This is a genomic window from Bradyrhizobium sp. AUGA SZCCT0283 (genome assembly GCF_018130385.1).
Classification (GTDB): domain Bacteria; phylum Pseudomonadota; class Alphaproteobacteria; order Rhizobiales; family Xanthobacteraceae; genus Bradyrhizobium.
Map to the genome: position 1 here is coordinate 33,218 of NZ_JAFCLU010000034.1, position 16,469 is coordinate 49,686.

13 protein-coding genes, 1 tRNA gene and 1 pseudogene are annotated in these 16,469 nt (G+C 62.6%); 6 read left to right on the forward strand and 9 right to left on the reverse strand.

Annotated elements, in window-relative coordinates; genetic code table 11:
- Positions 1-1,075: 1,075 nt before the first annotated feature.
- The gene (locus JQ624_RS31625) at positions 1,076-1,651 is read right to left on the reverse strand and encodes a hypothetical protein (protein WP_212422818.1); all 576 of its coding nucleotides are present in this window, start codon (positions 1,649-1,651) and stop codon (positions 1,076-1,078) included.
- A gap of 478 nt (positions 1,652-2,129) precedes the next feature.
- On the opposite strand from JQ624_RS31625, the gene JQ624_RS31630 reads away from it, so the two are divergent.
- A complete protein-coding gene (locus JQ624_RS31630; protein WP_212422819.1) occupies positions 2,130-2,789 on the forward strand; it encodes a peroxiredoxin in 660 nt (219 codons plus the stop codon).
- A gap of 109 nt (positions 2,790-2,898) precedes the next feature.
- On the opposite strand, the gene JQ624_RS31635 is transcribed toward JQ624_RS31630, so the two are convergent.
- Positions 2,899-3,300: a DUF2177 family protein gene (locus JQ624_RS31635; protein WP_212422820.1), complete on the reverse strand. Its 402-nt coding sequence runs from the start codon at positions 3,298-3,300 to the stop codon at positions 2,899-2,901.
- Positions 3,301-3,412: 112 nt separating this feature from the next.
- Positions 3,413-5,149 carry a methyl-accepting chemotaxis protein gene (locus JQ624_RS31640; RefSeq protein WP_212422821.1) on the reverse strand — a complete coding sequence of 579 codons (1,737 nt, stop codon included), beginning with the start codon at positions 5,147-5,149 and terminating at the stop codon, positions 3,413-3,415.
- Positions 5,150-5,259: 110 nt separating this feature from the next.
- On the opposite strand from JQ624_RS31640, the gene JQ624_RS31645 reads away from it, so the two are divergent.
- A complete protein-coding gene (locus JQ624_RS31645) occupies positions 5,260-6,693 on the forward strand; it encodes a deoxyribodipyrimidine photo-lyase (protein ID WP_212422822.1) in 1,434 nt (477 codons plus the stop codon).
- Here the strand turns inward: JQ624_RS31645 and JQ624_RS31650 are convergent.
- Positions 6,690-7,574 carry a DMT family transporter gene (locus JQ624_RS31650; protein WP_212422823.1) on the reverse strand — a complete coding sequence of 295 codons (885 nt, stop codon included), beginning with the start codon at positions 7,572-7,574 and terminating at the stop codon, positions 6,690-6,692. The genes JQ624_RS31645 and JQ624_RS31650 overlap by 4 nt on opposite strands.
- 67 nt (positions 7,575-7,641) lie before the next feature.
- Between JQ624_RS31650 and JQ624_RS31655 the strand changes: the two are divergent.
- Together JQ624_RS31655 and JQ624_RS31660 are read left to right on the forward strand one after the other, a co-directional pair.
- A pseudogene (locus JQ624_RS31655) lies at positions 7,642-7,824 on the forward strand (S-(hydroxymethyl)glutathione dehydrogenase); the annotation flags it as partial.
- A 114-nt stretch (positions 7,825-7,938) separates the two neighbouring features.
- Positions 7,939-9,090, forward strand: coding sequence for a diguanylate cyclase (locus JQ624_RS31660; protein WP_212422824.1), 1,152 nt, complete (start codon positions 7,939-7,941; stop codon positions 9,088-9,090).
- Positions 9,091-9,117: 27 nt separating this feature from the next.
- Here JQ624_RS31660 and JQ624_RS31665 read toward each other — a convergent pair whose 3' ends face one another.
- Entirely contained in the window at positions 9,118-9,564 is a 447-nt protein-coding gene (locus JQ624_RS31665; RefSeq protein WP_212422825.1) for a hypothetical protein, read from the reverse strand.
- Positions 9,565-9,905: 341 nt separating this feature from the next.
- On the opposite strand from JQ624_RS31665, the gene JQ624_RS31670 reads away from it, so the two are divergent.
- Both JQ624_RS31670 and JQ624_RS31675 read left to right on the forward strand, forming a co-directional pair.
- Positions 9,906-10,163 (forward strand): hypothetical protein, encoded by a 258-nt coding sequence (locus JQ624_RS31670; RefSeq protein ID WP_212422826.1) that lies wholly within the window; start codon positions 9,906-9,908, stop codon positions 10,161-10,163.
- Between the two features lie 155 nt (positions 10,164-10,318).
- Positions 10,319-10,395 (forward strand) — tRNA-Arg (locus JQ624_RS31675).
- Between the two features lie 117 nt (positions 10,396-10,512).
- Here the strand turns inward: JQ624_RS31675 and JQ624_RS31680 are convergent.
- The 4 genes from JQ624_RS31680 to JQ624_RS31695 form a co-directional block, all read right to left on the reverse strand.
- The gene (locus JQ624_RS31680; protein WP_212422827.1) at positions 10,513-13,197 is read right to left on the reverse strand and encodes a cation-transporting P-type ATPase; all 2,685 of its coding nucleotides are present in this window, start codon (positions 13,195-13,197) and stop codon (positions 10,513-10,515) included.
- An 802-nt stretch (positions 13,198-13,999) separates the two neighbouring features.
- A complete protein-coding gene (locus JQ624_RS31685; protein ID WP_212422828.1) occupies positions 14,000-14,257 on the reverse strand; it encodes an acyl carrier protein in 258 nt (85 codons plus the stop codon).
- Positions 14,254-15,438 carry a dihydrolipoamide acetyltransferase family protein gene (locus tag JQ624_RS31690; protein WP_212422829.1) on the reverse strand — a complete coding sequence of 395 codons (1,185 nt, stop codon included), beginning with the start codon at positions 15,436-15,438 and terminating at the stop codon, positions 14,254-14,256. Before JQ624_RS31690 ends, JQ624_RS31685 begins: the two co-directional genes overlap by 4 nt.
- Positions 15,439-15,456: 18 nt before the next feature.
- Positions 15,457-16,464 carry an alpha-ketoacid dehydrogenase subunit beta gene (locus JQ624_RS31695; RefSeq protein WP_249130215.1) on the reverse strand — a complete coding sequence of 336 codons (1,008 nt, stop codon included), beginning with the start codon at positions 16,462-16,464 and terminating at the stop codon, positions 15,457-15,459.
- Positions 16,465-16,469: the final 5 nt, after the last annotated feature.

A 16,469-nucleotide genomic window follows, 5' to 3' on the forward strand; every position in this document is an offset into this window, starting at 1 on the left:
CCTCGGCCTCTGGGGAGCGCTTCGGCCTGTGCTCCGCGACTGGCTGCGTATTGCGGACCGCCTCGGCCAGCATGAGGCGCAACTCATCCTTCGTCATCGGTGGTTGCCGCGTGGTCGACGCTTTCCATTGTGCCATCGTGTCTATATGGGGACGCCGGAGCCGAATTAAACCCCCGGACGGCAGGAACTTTGTTCCAGGCCAATTCGCTCGAATTACCCAGCCGGCTCGTAGGGGGCAAAGGCACGCTAGCGATGTGCCCACCATCAAGCATTCCGCTCATGATGGTGGGCACGCTGTCGCTTCGCCTGCTACGATATCCGGACGGCTTCGCCTTGCTCACAAGAACAGCCCCGATGTACGGCCGCAAGATATTGTACGCGCCGGGAGGGCAAATCACCCAAAGGTCTGTCCAGCCCTTCCCGCAAAAATATTCTGCTTAACGTGCAGGCCAAATCAGTCCCATAACTCCGCCCGTCTCACGGCGGATGAGGGGCGTCGGCCATCGTCACGAACGCGCGGTGAGATGCGATGGACGCTGAGGGCGCGATAGACGTACGCGCCAAACGCGTACGGCGAAGTCGTGTGGTTCGGGCGCCGCGGTGCTGGCGCTAAGTTGGCGGGAAGTATCCCGCTGGCGACGGAGGCAAAAGAGCCGTTCTCCGGGAAGAGCACGAAGTAAGCCGTAAAGCCATTGCGCAGGGAAGGCCGGAATGCTCCCGCTGCCCTGTACGCTCGTGTGCACCTTTGTTTGCGCAAATCGCACGCGAGACCGCGGGTGCAGCAAGCACCCGGTCTTCCCTGCGCCCTCTGATTTTCGAGGGCAAGGTGAATAGCAAACCTCGGGCGTATCACGTCGCGAGAATGCGAATGCTCGTTCAGCCGTCATTGCGAGCGCAGCAAAGCAATCCACCTCACCACTTGCCACGCTATGGATTGCTTCGCTGCGCTCGCAATGACGTGGAAAGGCCGCGGCGTATTGAATGCCCTGCCCTTCGCGTGGACACGATAGAAGGCCGAAACAAAAACGGCGAGAATAATCCCGCCGTTGTGAAACCGATCAATCGCCGGATGAACCTACAGCATTCCCATGTCCAGCATGCCCGGCAACTGCGCGAGCGGCAGGGCTGCGGCGCCGATCAGGGTTGCGACCAGCGCCGTGAGGCGGTGGTTGATGCGGCGCTTGCCGCGCATCTGGCTGGCGAGCCATTCCAGCACCTTGGTATCGATCTTGGTGGCTTGCGTCGGCGCCCAGCTCTCGATGTCGGTATGGGGCGACAGCGCAACCGTGCGCGGCGGCACCGGCAGGCCGGACTCGGACGCCGCATGATGGGCGACCGCCTTGGCCAGCAGATCGTCGAAACGTCCGTCGTCGGTACGCTCGGCGGCGGCGTCGCTGATTTCAAACAGAGCCTCGACTTCGGCGCGGCTCACGGGCTGATGCTCGACCGCGCTCACGGTCAGGATTCGCGCGCACCAGGCGGCGTCGTCAGCATCGAGCGCGCGGGAAAAATGGATACGCCCCTTGGTCGTCGGCCCCTCGCCGGTGATCACGCCGTCGCGCACGATCGTGAGCGCGTGGGCAGCGGTCTTGCGGCAGGAAGGTTGGGGAACTTCGGAGGCCTCAGCGGCCTTGGCAGTCGCGGCAGACATGGGTTGCACTTCTCAATTTCTATTCCAGGTCCAGCATTTCCATGCGGGGCATGAACGGGCGGTTAACGATTCAAAACCCGCATTCCGAGATTTTTAGATGGTTGCCAATTGGTCGCTGTGAGGTCGGTCACGGTTCGGGCCAAGGCACTCCTCAAGGCACTCCCGGGGGAAAGCGGCCCGGCGTGATGCGGGCGATAAAAGGCAATATCGGGGCAGAGAGGGCAGAAAAGTGGAACAGCCTTGAAAACATTGAGATCAAACAAAAAGATAGCTCAAGGATCTGACTCGACCCCGGTCGAATGCGGGAGCAAACGGGTTCATTTCGTCGCAGAGGCGCGGATCAAAAGAAGATGCTAGGAGTTCCGGGCTTGCGCAGAAGGATCTCACCTTTTGCGCTAACCGGTTCACTTAACCGCTTCAGGCTCCTATAATCCAAAAGACGAATTTCCCTGTAACTAGAATAAGATGAGGTCGAACCATGGCACTCCAGATTGGCGCAACCGCCCCCGATTTCGAAGCCCAGACCACCGAAGGAAAAGTCAAATTCCACGACTGGATCGGCAATAGCTGGGCGCTTTTGTTCTCGCACCCGAAGGATTTCACGCCGGTTTGCACCACCGAACTCGGCGCTCTCGCGAAGTTGAAGCCGGAATTCGACAAGCGCGGGGTCAAGCTGATGGGCCTGAGCGTCGATCCCGTCGACAGGCACTCGAAATGGTCCGAGGACATCAAGGAGACGCAAGGCGCGGCGCCGAACTATCCGATGATCGGCGACACCGATTTCAACGTCTCCAAGCTCTACGACATGCTACCGGCCTCAACGTCGGGCGATCCGCTCACGCGCACGCCCGCCGACAACCAGACCGTCCGCAACGTGTTCATCATCGGGCCGGACAAGAAGATCAAGCTGGTGCTGGTCTATCCGATGACCACGGGGCGCAATTTCGCGGAAATCCTGCGCGTGATCGACTCCCTGCAGATGACGGCCAAGCATCGCGTTGCGACGCCGGCCGACTGGAAACAGGGCGAGGACGTCATCATCGCGGGCTCCGTCAGCGACGACGAGGCGAAGACGATCTATCCGGCGGGCTGGAAGGCGCCCAAGCCGTATCTCCGGATCGTGCCGCAGCCGAAGTGACGGCGTAGCCGCTGTCGTAGATTCGTAGCGTGGGCAAAGCGCAGCGTGCCCACCATCGAGAGCCACGCACGTAGTGGTGGGCACGCTTCGCTTTGCCCACCCTACCGATTCACCCCTTCGCCACCACCCAATTCGCCACGAGCAATCCGGCGGTCGATGAGACCGCCGTCACGAACGAGCCCCAGGCCACGTCGACGATCGCAACCGCCCAGCTCCAATGCTTGAGCAGCGCCAGCGAGGTCAGGTCGAACGTCGCGTAGCAAAAGAAGCCGAACAGCGCGCCATAGAGCAGCGTCGCTTGCCAGGTAGCGCCCTGCCCGCCGCTGACGAAGACCACGGTGCCTGCGACGTAAAGCAGATAGAAGAGGATCGCGGGTGCGAGCTTGATCTCGCCCAGCATGTTGCCGACCTGGGAGGTAAAGAAGTCCTTGGCGACGACGCCAAGAAACAGAAAATCAAGGGGAACGATGACGAACAGCGTCACCAGATAGAGCGCGGCGTATCGGTTCACGGAAGCCCTCCAGCCCGGGAAACGAGGGGCAATCATTCGCAGTATAGGCAAACTACGAATCCGGAGGCTTCCGGTTTCACAGGCGGCGGGCGCCGCCGCCGTGGCGCTCCCGTCAGGCGGCGCGGACGCGGTCGAGGAATTTTTCGACCTCGGCCTTCAGTTGCAGGCTCTCGCTCGACAGATTCTGTGCGGAGGCAAACATCCGGCTCGACGTCTCGCCGGTCTCGTCGGCGCCCTGCGCGGCGTTGCGGATGTTGGCGGCGACATCTGCCGTTCCGCTCGCGGCTGCGCGAACGCTCTGGGCGATGTTCTGGGTGGCGGCGCGCTGCTGCTCGACCGCCGCCGAAATCGAAGTGGCGATATCGCTGATGCGTTCGATGGTCTGGCCGATCGCCTTGATCGCGCTGACCGACTCTTCGGTTGCAAGCTGCATGTTGCCGATCTGGCTGGAGATCTCCTCGGTCGCCTTCGCGGTCTGGCCCGCGAGGCTCTTGACCTCCTGCGCCACCACGGCAAAGCCGCGGCCGGCGTCGCCTGCCCGCGCCGCCTCGATGGTGGCGTTGAGCGCCAACAGGTTGGTCTGCTCGGCAATCGAGGTGATCAATTTCACTACGTCGCCGATCCGGGCGCCGGCTTCCGACAATTCGTTGATGCGCTGGTCGGTGGCGGCCGCCTGCTTGACGGCGTCGGCCGCAATCCCGTTCGATTCCTGGACCCGGCGGGTGATTTCCGCGATCGAGCTGGAGAGTTCGTCGGACGCGGTCGCCGCGGTGCGGACATGCTCGGAGGCAGTTTCCGAGGCGCCTGCCGACTTGCCGGACAGCCCGGCGGTGGTCCGCGCGGTCTCGGTGAGCTGCCGCGCGACACGCTCGAATTCGCCGGAGGAGCTCAACACCTTGTCGAGGATGCTGCCGACGCTGGTCTGGAACTCGTCGACGAAGCCACGCAGTTCAGTCTTGCGCTGTTCGGCGGCGGCAGCGGCAGCCGCGGTCTGCTCGTCGCGCATCCGGCGGCGTTCGACCGAGTTGTTCTTGAAGACTGCGAGGGTCCGCGCAATCTCTCCGATCTCATCCATGCGCTCTTCGCAATCGATCTCGACATCGGCGTTGCCGTTGGCGATCGCGGTGAGCGAGGCCGTGACCGAGGTCAGCGGCTTGGTCACGCGGCGCACGATCAGCATGGTGAGCATCATCACGAGCAGCGCGGCAATGCCGGCTGCGATGGCCATGTTCTGGATGGCATGCGACAGCATGCTCTCGAACTGCGTCATCGGGATTCCGACATAGAGCAGTCCGATGACCTTTCCGGCTGGATTCACGATCGGGTAGTAGGCCGTCATGAACGTCTTGCCGAACAGCGTCGCCGGCCCCTTGTAGGCCTCACCGCGACGCACGACTGCCTGCCCCGGATGGTCGGGGGCGAGCTGGGTGCCGACGGCGCGGTCGCCGTTCTCCTTCTTGACGTTGGTGGTGCGGCGGACGAACTGGTTGCTGGCGTCGTCATAGACGAACAGGGTCGCGTTGCCGCCAGTATAGCCGACCGCGCGATCGACGATCGCGTGGTCCTTGAACTCGGGCATCTTGGCAATTTCGGCGCGGGCGACGGCCCCGTCCTTGAGGGTGATCTTGGCGTCGCTGTAGGTCTCGGCAAAGGCCAGGCCCAGCGTGCGCAGGTTGACCTCGATGTCCCGCAGCGCCCTGTCGCCGAACTCGTTGGTCAGCGACCAATGGGCAGCTCCTACAACCAGCCCGGTATTTACAGCAATCAGCAGGATGGCAGAGATGACGGCCTTGGTGCCGAGCCGCAGCTTCAGCGCCGGCAGGAACTTTCCAATGGATCGCGTGGTCATAACGAGAAATCCCCCAAAATCGGGCCCAATCTGACCTGTTTTGCTTACGATCGCCTTAATGGGCACAACCCTTGGCAAAGCCTGAGAAATTCAATGGAACCTATGAGCGCATGACCGCCATCGTTTGGTACCGCGACGACCTCCGCGTTTCCGACCATTTTGCGCTGTACGCAGCCACGGAATCGCACGCATCGGTTGCGTTCATTTACGTGCTCGACGACAAGGCGCCGGGCATTCGGCCGCTCGGCGGCGCGGCGCGATGGTGGCTGGCGCAGTCGTTGCGCACCCTGCAAGCGAGCCTGCGTGAGCGGGGTGCATCGCTTGTGTTGCGCAAGGGGTCTGCGCCTACGGTCATCGCCGCGCTCGCTCGCGAGGTCGGTGCGGACGCGGTCTACTGGAACGAGATCGCGCTGGCGCCACACCAGGCCATTGAAAATCAGGTTGCCGCGGCGCTGAGTGAGATTGGCATCGTCACGCATCGCTTTCCCGGCGATCTGCTGGCTCCGCCGAATCAGATCCGCAACCAGGAGAACCGGGGCCTGCGCGTGTTCACCCCATTCTGGCGGCGGGTGCAGGCGCAGGGCGATCCGCCGAAGCCGTTGCCTGCGCCGAAGAGATTGAGCGGCGTAGCCAACCTCGCAAGCGACAGGCTGGAAGACTGGAAGCTCGAACCGGCCAAGCCAGATTGGGCCGGCGGCCTGCGCGACAACTGGCAGCCAGGCGAGGCGGCGGCGCAGGCGCGGCTCAAGGCGTTCCTCGACGGCAGCATTGCCGGCTACTCCGGGGATCGCGACCGGCCCGACCGCGACGGCACATCGAGGCTCTCGCCACATCTTCGCTTCGGCGAGATCAGTCCGCGTCAGGTCTGGCATGCCGCGCGCTTCGCCGCGGCCGAGCACCCTCGCCTGTCCGCCGATATCGAAAAATTCCTCAGCGAACTCGGTTGGCGCGAGTTCTGCCGTCATCTGCTGTTCGACGTCCCGGATCTCGCCACGCGCAATCTGCAGCCCCACTTCGACGGCTTTCCGTGGAAGCAAGACGCCGGGGCGCTGCAGGCATGGCAGCGCGGCCAGACCGGCTATCCCATCGTCGATGCCGGCATGCGTGAACTCTGGCACATCGGCGTAATGCATAACCGGGTGCGGATGGTGGTGGCGTCGTTCCTGGTCAAGCATCTCCTGATCGATTGGCGCTGTGGCGAGCAATGGTTCTGGGATACGCTTGTTGACGCCGATGCCGGCAGCAACCCGGCGAACTGGCAATGGGTGGCAGGCTCGGGTGCCGACGCCGCACCCTATTTCCGTGTCTTCAATCCGATCCTGCAGGGCGAGAAATTCGATCCCGATGGCGCCTATGTCAGGCGCTGGGTACCGGAGTTGTCGCAATTGCCCGACAAGCTGATGCATCAGCCCTGGACCGCAACGCCGCTTGAACTTGCAAGCGCGGGCATCGAGCTCAGCAAGACCTATCCGCATCCGATCGTCGATCACAGAGCGGGCCGCGAACGCGCCCTTGCAGCCTACGCCACGATCCGCGGCAGTTAGGTCTTTGCTGGTGCGTTGCGATTGACCAGCAGCACGGCGGCGGCACAGGCAATCATGCCGGCAATCGCAATGGCATCGAGCCGCTCGTCGAACAATACGAAAGCCATCAGCGAGGTCACGGCGGGCACCAGATAGAACAGGCTCGCCACCGATGTCGCGGCCTGATGCCGGATCAGCCAATACAGCAAGCCGATCGAGCCGATCGACAGCGCCACCGCGAGCCAGGCCAAGGCGAGAATGAATTCGGTAGTCCAGTGCACCACGCGCTGCTCGAACAGGAAAGCGCCGATCGTAAAGAACACGGTCACGGCGACATATTGCACGAGGTTGCCGCTGCGCCAGTCGATGCGGCTGCAATAGCGCCGCTGGTAGAGCGTGCCGAGCGTGATGCTGACCAGCGATATCGCTGACGCAATCCAGCCCCAGCCGGCCTGCCCGCCCATCGGCCGGTCGTGCAGGATCAGCGCAACGCCCGCAAGCCCGATCAACAGCCCGCCCCATTGCATCGCGGTCACGCGCTCGCCCAGCCAGCGGTTCGCAATGGTGGACGTCAGGATCGGCTGCAAACCCGGGATCAGCGCTGAAAGGCCCGCGGGAATAGACAGCGAGATCGCGACCGCCGTGCCGCCGAGGTAAATCCCGTGTACCAGAATGCCAGCGACGATGCTGTGCCCGATCTCGACGCGGTTCGGCCATGCCGGCCGGGCGATGGCGCAGATGACGGCCATCAGGCCAACCACAATCGCCATGCGGATCGCGAGATACGTCAAGGGGTCGGCATTGTTGACAACATACTTGGTACCGATGAAGCCGGTGCTCCACAGCAGGACGAAAATCGCCGGCGCCGCGCGGGCGGCGAATTTGTCAAAGTCCTGAGTCATTTGCCGCCCCTGTTGCCCGATCATATGCTATGCGGCAAGAACTGATCGCGCGGGGAGACCGGCGCATTCCGCCTTCGGCGGCGCAAGGGGCCGCACCGACGTGCCAAAAATCGTCGACTGGTACATGCAGGGCAAGATCCAGATCGGCCCGATGGTCACGCATGTGATGCCGCTTGCCGAAATCAACAACGCGTTCGAGCTGATGAAGCGCGGCGAGTCGGGCCGCGGCGTGGTGACGTTCCAGGCCTGAGAGACCCGTAACTCGACCGGCGCCGCCGCTGCGCTTTCAGCCAAAATTAAACATCGCCACGAACACGCGGCGAGGTTTAACGCCCCCTTAGCCGCAACCACGTTGATATGCGGTATGATTGCCTCGTCGCCGGGCGCCCCATCTGCAAAACCTGACAAGGCTGCCGGCCTTCGGCCGCGCGCGGCCGCAGGCGCATGGGCGCAGCGGTCGCAGGCGCGGTGGCTGGTCGGAATTCTCCTCGTCAACCTTGCTTCCAGCGCCTTCGACACCGCCTTCCAGGGCGACACCCTCGCCTTTGCGCTCGAGCTTCGGTTGCTGTTCCTGACGCCGCTGATGCTGGCGGCGCTCGTCTTCAACCTCGTCCAGATTAACGCGGCATTGCAGAATGCGGCGGGCGCGCTGGCGAGCTTTTCGTTCATCGTGACGGTCGCGGTGATCGGCCAATACGCGCCCGAGCCGTTCGCCAGCCGCTATCTGATGTCGGCGCTGTTCCTGCTCTGCGGCGTGGCGCTGTTCGGCGCCCTGCCGTGGTGGGAAACCAAGGCCGTGACGCTGGCTTCCCTGGCCGGATTTGCCGTCGTGACCGCCACCGGACTGCAGATGCCTCCGGCGTGGACCAACCTCGACCTCGTCGGCCTGGCCATCCCGCTCTGCTTCCTCGCCCTGAAAATGCGATTGCAGCGTGACACGCGGCTGGCCGAGCTGCGCCGCATGCGCGTGATCGACGCCGAGCGCACAGCCGAGCTTCGCAAGGCGAACATCCAGCTGTCCGAGCTATCCAACACCGATTCCCTGACCGGCGCATTCAATCGCCGCTACCTCGATCAGTTCGTTCGGCAATCGTCCACCTCGATCGTTCCAGCGTCCTGGCAAGGCGTACTGATGATCGACGTCGACCACTTCAAGCTGTTCAACGACTACGGCGGACACGCCGAGGGCGATCGCTGCCTGAAGCAGATTGCCGAGGCGCTTCGCCACGCCATGCGCTCCGAGGATGATCTGGTGATCCGCTACGGCGGCGAGGAATTTGCCGTCATCCTGGAGGACGCCGACCTGACCGAGGCGCGGCAGGCGGCAGAGCGCCTGCGCAAGGCCGTGCACGATCTGAAAATTCCGCATCCGGGCCTTGGGCCGGGCCGCACAGTTTCCATCCGCATCGGCGCCTGCGCGGTCGCACCGGAAGAGAGCATCAGCGATGCCCTCACCCGCGCCGATAAACTGCTCTACGAGGCAAAACAGGCCGGCCGGGATTGCGTCGCCGCCTGAGTGGCGCCGAGCACGATCAACGTGCGATCACCATTCTTCCGGGCAAGGATCGACGATCTTCCAGAGCTCGCCGCCGTTCTTGATCTTCTTCATCTCGGTGGTGAGCCCGCCATTGCGGCGGATCCAGTCCTTCACGGTATCAGGATAATAGGACATCAGATCCGACGTCCCTTCCGAACTCGTGACCTTGATGCCGAAGGTGAAGGCTTTGTCGTAATAGGCCTGATGGAAACCGAGGCTCGCCTTCGGCGTCACGCAGATCTTGTTCATCGGCACTATGCCGAACACCAGCGTGCAGGCGGAGTTGCAGATGCCGTCGATGATGACGCGCTCCCTGCGGTCGCGGATGCGCTTGTACTTGGCCTTGTACTCCTCGACATATCCGCCATGATCGCGCGTGATATGCAGGTCGGCGCGTGCTGGCGTCGCGACCAGAACCGAGAGGGACAGCAGGGCAAGAGACGTGATGCGCATGGGTCGATCGGGAACCGGATGGCCTTTGTCAGACGCGGGATAAGTCGGCCCGTAACTTAGAGACCGGACAGCAGAACTTTGGCCGGACTGTGTTGGGAATTCGTTAAGCATCCCTTGAGGCTAAAAATGGGCGCGTTACTGTGGTTTTCCGCAGCTTTTCTACCCGCTTCTCCCGGAATGGGAAATCGAATCCACCAAATTCCAGGGAGGCACAGGTTTCGACCGAATCAGAAGTCAATCTCCTATCTTGTTGTTTTAACACGATTTCTTCCTTCACACGAACGGCTATCCGCCCAGCTCGAAATCGCTATAGTTTCAGGTAGGACTTCCGGAGAATCGAAATGACCAAAGCGAAGTTTTTGATTGCTGCCGCCCTGCTGTCCGCCGCGACCCTGGCCCCGACCCTCGCCGATGCCCGCCACAATCGTCATCACCTGCACAACTGGGGGCTGCCCTACCCGATCAGCTACCTGCACAATTACGGTCCCGGACCGCAGCCCGGTACCTTCGCCTATTATGATGGCCCCTCCACCATCCTCTGCCGCCAGGGCGCGGCTGCCTATATCGGCCAGGACCGCCGCCAGCACCCCTGCTACTAGAGCGTTCTCCAGCGAACTGGGCACCGGTTCGCGTCAAGAAAGCGCGTCACATCAAGAATCTAGAACCCCGTTCCGATTTCAATCGGAACGGAAAAAGGTTCTAGGCTTCCGCTGCTGGCCCTGCCGGGCCAAGTCTGATAATCGACCCGTCGCACGCGCTCGTAGCTCAGCTGGATAGAGCATCGGATTTCGATTCCGAGGGTCGGGAGTTCGAATCTCTCCGAGCGCGCCAGCCCCACTTTCACAACCTTTCATCCACCGTCGCCAGCCGGGAACGCAAAGCATTAAAAAGTAAGACTCTTCTTTGTCGCTGGAGGTCGCAGCCGGCGGACGAGCTTGAGCCGCGGGATTACGACATGACTGATAGCTTTGGGCGTCGCCTGAGCTTGGTCAGGATAATGGTGACGAGTTGGATTAACAGAAATGGCGCCACACTTGACACCGCGACGATGGTCCACGTGGCGGGGTTCGGCTGGGCTAGATGCAGCACCCCTGCCATGGCGGGCCAATAGGGAGGCAGCGCCAGCAGCGCGGTGCACAGGACCAAGGCCGCCCAAACCCACGGATTGCGCGTCACCTCGTTGACGATGAGACCGGAGCCCGCGCCGCGCATATTGAACACATGCCAGAGCTGCGCAAAGGCCACCGTGAGGAATGTGGTAGTGACCACGGCCCTATCATCCAAGCCGGCCAAATTGGCCCACGCGAGCGCCACAAAAGTCCCTGCCGTCATGGCGAAGCTTTGGAGAACGATGGCAACCCATTGCGGTCGCCCGAGAATGGCCTCCTTCGGACTCCGCGGCGGGCGACTTAGAACATCGGGCTCGCCTTCGCTCATCGCCAGCGCAAAAGCGGGGAACACGTCCGTGATGAGGTTCAGATAGAGAATTTGCAATGGCTGGATTGGCAGAGGCAATGCCGAGGCAATGGCAAGGCCGACGATCAACACTTCCGTCAGATTGCACGACAACAGGTAAGCGGCAAATCGCCGGATGTTGCCGAATATGACACGTCCTTCCCGAATGGCCTTGACGATCGTCGGGAAGGCGTCGTCGAGCAGGATCATGGCGGCGGCCTCCCGCGCCACGTCGGTACCCCGCATGCCCATGGCGACGCCGATGTCAGCCTGCTTCAGCGCAGGCGCATCGTTGACTCCATCGCCGGTCATGGCGACGATTTCGCCCTCCTTCTGATAAGAGCGCACGAGCGCGATCTTTTCGGCGGGGCTCACGCGCGCGAAGATGCCGACCTGCTTCAGTTCGTAGTGAGGGCGTCTGATCAAACGCTCCACTTGCCGGCCTTCGACCACCATGGCCGCATGTTCCTCCAGCCCCACCGCGCGAGCGATGCTACGGGCGGTAGCGGCATGATCTCCGGTCACCATGATGACGCGGATGCCGGCACGCTGGCAGTCCCGAATAGCATGCGGAACGTCCGCACGAGCGGGATCCTCGAGGCCGAGCAGTCCAAGAAACGTCAGTCCCTCATATGGCGCCGCCGCAGGATCCGCCTCCGTTTTGCTCGCGCAGGCAAGCACGCGCAAACCGTTGCGCCCGAGTTCCTCAACGCGATCGGTCCATTGCCGACGGGCTATTTCGTTCAGCGTCGTCTCGCCCGCCTCAGAAAGTACGTGGCTGCACGTTTTCAGCACGGCTTCCGATGCTCCCTTGACGGCGAAAAAGTACTCGCCGGCGTGTCGGTGCACGGTAGCCATCATCTTGCTGTCCGCTTCAAAGGCATGCTTGCGGACGACGGGCGCGCTGTGGAGAAGATCACGCCGGCTCAGGCCCGCTGCCCGGCCCGCCCGGAGCAGGGCAATTTCCATTGGATCGCCGCTATGCGCCGCCCCTTCGTGACCGAGCGTGGCATCGTTGCATAAGAGGGCTACTTCAAGTAGCCGTCGGACCAGAGCATCGCCCGTAATCGGTGACTTGCCGGCGGTATCCACTTCTCCCGAAGCCACCCACAGGCGGCGAACGATCATCCTGTTCTCGGTCAGGGTGCCCGTCTTATCGGTGAGAATCACTGTGGTCGCCCCCAACGTCTCCACCGCCGAAAGGCGCTCAATCAAAGCGTTCTGCCGAGCCATCCGCCACATTCCCCGGGCGAGCGCAAGCGTAGCGACAATCGGGAGGCCCTCCGGAATAGCGGCAACCGCCAAGGCGATAGCCGCTTCGACCATCAGAAAAGTGTCCTTGCCGGTCGACAAGCCAAGCGCGGCGATGGCCAAAGTCAGAATTCCGATGGCCCACACAAGCTGCGCCGACAAGTGCGTAAGCCGGCGTTCGAGCGGAGAGCTTTCCGGCTCTGCCTTTTCAACGAGCTGTGAGATACGACCGAGCTCGGTGTTTAGGCCGGTGCCGACTACCACGCCGACTCCACTGCCGCGGATCGCGGCTGTTCCCTTGAAAAGCATGCAGCAACGTTCGGTAATTCTGGCGCTCTCGACTACTGGCTCGGGCCCTTTTTCGACCGGCACCGACTCGCCCGTGAGCGTGGATTCGTCGGCGCCGAGATGAGAGGCCTCCACAATGCGGAGATCGGCGGAGATCGCATCGCCGCTTTCGACCAACACGATATCGCCTGGAACCAGCTCCTCGGCGGGGATGACACGGACGTGCCCGCCGCGGCGAATGCGTGCCGATCGTCGCCCCAGCGCGCGCAGCGCCTCGATGGAACGCGCAGCCCGGATCTCAGTGAAGAATCCAATCAAGCTATTGATCGCGAGCACAGTCGCTATAGCAGCGCCCTCCTCGACCTCGCCGAAATAGAAGGCCAGCGCCGCGGCTGCGGACAACAGATAAACAACCGGGCTCCGTAGTTGGTGGATCAACACTGTGAAAGCGCTGATTGGCTGGCGTGCGACAATCGTGTTGGGCCCGACCCGGCGCAATCGCTCCAACGCCTGCCTGTTGTCGAGGCCTTCGTCGACGGTGACACTCAGGGCGCCGAGGACGCTTTGAACCTCCGTCGAATGCGGTGCGGCAGGAACCAGGTCTTGACCCTCAAACGGTGCTCTGACATTCGTAGACATTTATTTAGTATAGGCTGAACATCCCGCCGGCCGTTGACCTGCATCAGAGGGCGGTCTGTCTGAACAACACGAGCCACCCATCAATGGGCCAGATGGTCTTGTGATCTGCGCGACGTTCCTGAAGTCTTGAAGACGCGGCTGGATGCGGCTGGAGCTTCGCTCGGCGAGAATTGATCCAGAACCTCTCCGCGGCTGCACAGTCCGGCGGGACTCGAACGACGGGAGCGCCGAGGGCGCCGCGCAGTTTTCTGTCTGTCCGCCCCTCTCTCCACCTACCGCTTCACCTACCCATCTACCAATCCCCCTTACAAATCTCTCACTGTGACCCGAGGATAGGGCTATCTGGGACACCGCTTTGATCTGGCGCAAAGATCAGGCCCTTTATTGCTGTCTCGCGGGCCCAAATTGCCTCGTCCTTTTTGCCTGTCCTTATAGTTCGATCTGGATTTTCTGCGAACCGTTCTCGCCGGTAGCCGAAGCCGCTAGTGCGGTGTCAGTTCCGCTCGCGTCCGCGGTTGGCGTCCGCCACGGTTATTGATCGCTGGATTGGTAAACTCGCCAAAAAAGACGACGGATGCAGGACCGTTGGCGCAATAGCGTGCGCAACCTGAAAATGAATTGCGGCATTCGACAGACTTTAGCCTCTACAGCAAACAGCTGCCATTGAGCGCCCACTTCGCGAAAGCCATAAGACTATGCTCGTCGGGGCGCTACCAACCCCAATCTTCGTACGCGGCCATCCGATTTCCGCGATCGCATCACAACGACCAGGTCGATGGCGTCAAACAGCCGGGCGGCCCCCTTACGTCTTGCTCGTTCCGAGTTTCGCCGCGATGTACGCCACCGCGCCGTCGAGGGTGACAAGCTTTGGATAGTCGAGCTCAGGTATTTCGACCCCGAGTCGATGGTGAATGGCCGTGACGAAGTTCAGGAAATCCATGGAGTCGATGTCGAGGGCCTCGCGCAGATCCGCGGCCGGATCGACGCTCGCCAGATCAACCTCGGGCGCGATGTTGTTAAGCTCTTCCTGCACCACCTGACGAATGTCGATGTCATTCATAGCTTGTCTGGCTCCTGCAGCAGGCGGCCGATCTCGGCCAGGAACAATGCGCCCGCATGTCCATCGCTGACGCGATGATCGGCAGACAGCGTGATGGTGACCACCGAACGTGGACCGATGGCGCCGTCGATAACCCATGGCCGCGTCACCATCTTGCCGATACCGACAATCGCCACCTGTGGCGGATAGATAATGCCGTACAGCGTTTCGACACCGCGTTCCCCGAGACTCGTAACCGTGATTGTCGGATCGGAAAACTCCGAGCTGCGAATGCGGCCGGCACGGGTTCGTTGAACGAGGTCGCGCATACGCGCCATCAACTCATCGACCGAGGTTCGATCGGCTTGATGCAGGGCTGGCGCCGCCAACCCGCCACCGCGAATGGCGATGGCGACGCCGACATGCACCGCGCTCGCCGGTTCGAATTTGCCATCGCGGTAGAACCCGTTAAACGCGGGGAAGCGGCGCGCAGCCAGAGCAAGCGCCTTGATGGCGAGCGCGCCGATCAACAGTCGGTCGTCGGGCGGCCGCGCCGCGTTCGTGCGGGTCAACCATTGCACGCAGGCCGTGACGTCGACGTCATGCGCGAGATAATAGTGGGGAATTTCCCGCTTTGATCGCGCCATGGCGGCGGCAATTGCCGATCGCATCGCGTCAAGATCGAGCCCGGGCGCTCGCTTCCGTTCCGGTGGTGCGACGGCCTCGCCGAGACGGCGCTCGACGTCCGCATAGACGATCGCGCCGGCCGGGCCGCTTCCGCTCACCGTCGAGAGATCGATCCCGCACGCTTCGGCGAGCCGCCGCGCGGCTGGCGACACCCGCGCGCGTGCCGCCGCGGCTGGCGAGACGGGCGGTGGCGATGGCGGGGTAACGGGCGCCCGCACCAAAGGCGGCGTCGCGAGCGGGACGGCCGGCGCCGCCGGCGGCGGAGCGGCTGCTACCGCGCCAGGCGGTCCTTCGGGTTCGGTCTGGATCCGCGCCAAGGGCGTCCCGACCGGCACCTTGGTGTCGACACCGACGAGAAGCTGCTCGATCTTGCCGGCCTCGAAGATTTCGATCTCGATCGCGCCTTTCTGGGTCTCGACCACGGCAACGATGTCGCCGGGCTTGACCCGATCGCCCGGTTTGACCAGCCACTCCACCAGCGTGCCGGCTTCCATGTCGGCACCGAGGGAGGGCATGCGGAATTCGGTCACGGTTTATGCCCGCCCAAACACGGCTTTGGCGGCCGCGACGATATTGGGCACCTGCGGGATGGCCGCATTCTCGAGATGCCGGGCATATGGAATTGGCACCTCCGCGCTGCACACCCGGCCGATCGGGGCATCCAGTTCCCAGAATACCTGCTCGACCATACGCATGCCAATTTCCGCCGACAGGCTGCCACTCCGCCACCCTTCGTCGACGATGATCGCTCGGCGCGTCCTGGCGACCGACGTCATGATGGTCGCGTCATCGAGCGGCCTCAGGCTGCGCAAATCGATCACCTCCGCATCGATATTCTCGCCAGCAAGGACCGTGGCGGCTTCGAGCGTCTTCCACAGCGAACCGCCGTAGGTGATGAGCGAAATATCGCGCCCGGGCCGCCGAACTGCGGCCTTGTCGATATTCACCGGGCCAGCGTCAGCGGCCAGCTTTCCCGTCATGTTGTAAAGCATCACGTTTTCGAAGATCAGCGCCGGATCAGGGTCCTGCAACGCCATCCACAACATGCCGCGCGCATCCTCCACGGTCGCCGGCGCCAGCACCTTGATACCCGGTATATGCGCATACCAGCCTTCGAGGCTATGCGAATGCTGGGCCGCTAACTGGCGGCCGGCGCCCGTCGCCATGCGAATGACCAGCGGAACACCGAACTGATTTCCCGACATGTGGCGCACGGTAACCGCGCTATTGAAAATTTGGTCGAGCGCGAGAAGGCTGAAATTTACCGTCATCAACTCGACGATTGGGCGCATACCGGCCATCGCCGCGCCGATGCCGGCGCCGGTGAAGCCGGACTCCGACAGGGGCGTATCGCGGATCCGCTCGGGGCCGAACTCGGCCAGGAGTCCCTTGCTCACCGCATAGCAGCCGCCATAGCGGCCGACATCCTCACCCATTAGAAAGACGCGGTCATCGCGGCGCATTGCATCGCGGATCGCCTCACGCACCGCGTCGCGGTAGGTGAGTTCGGTCGTTCCGGGATGGATCATCTCTTGCGGCATGACAC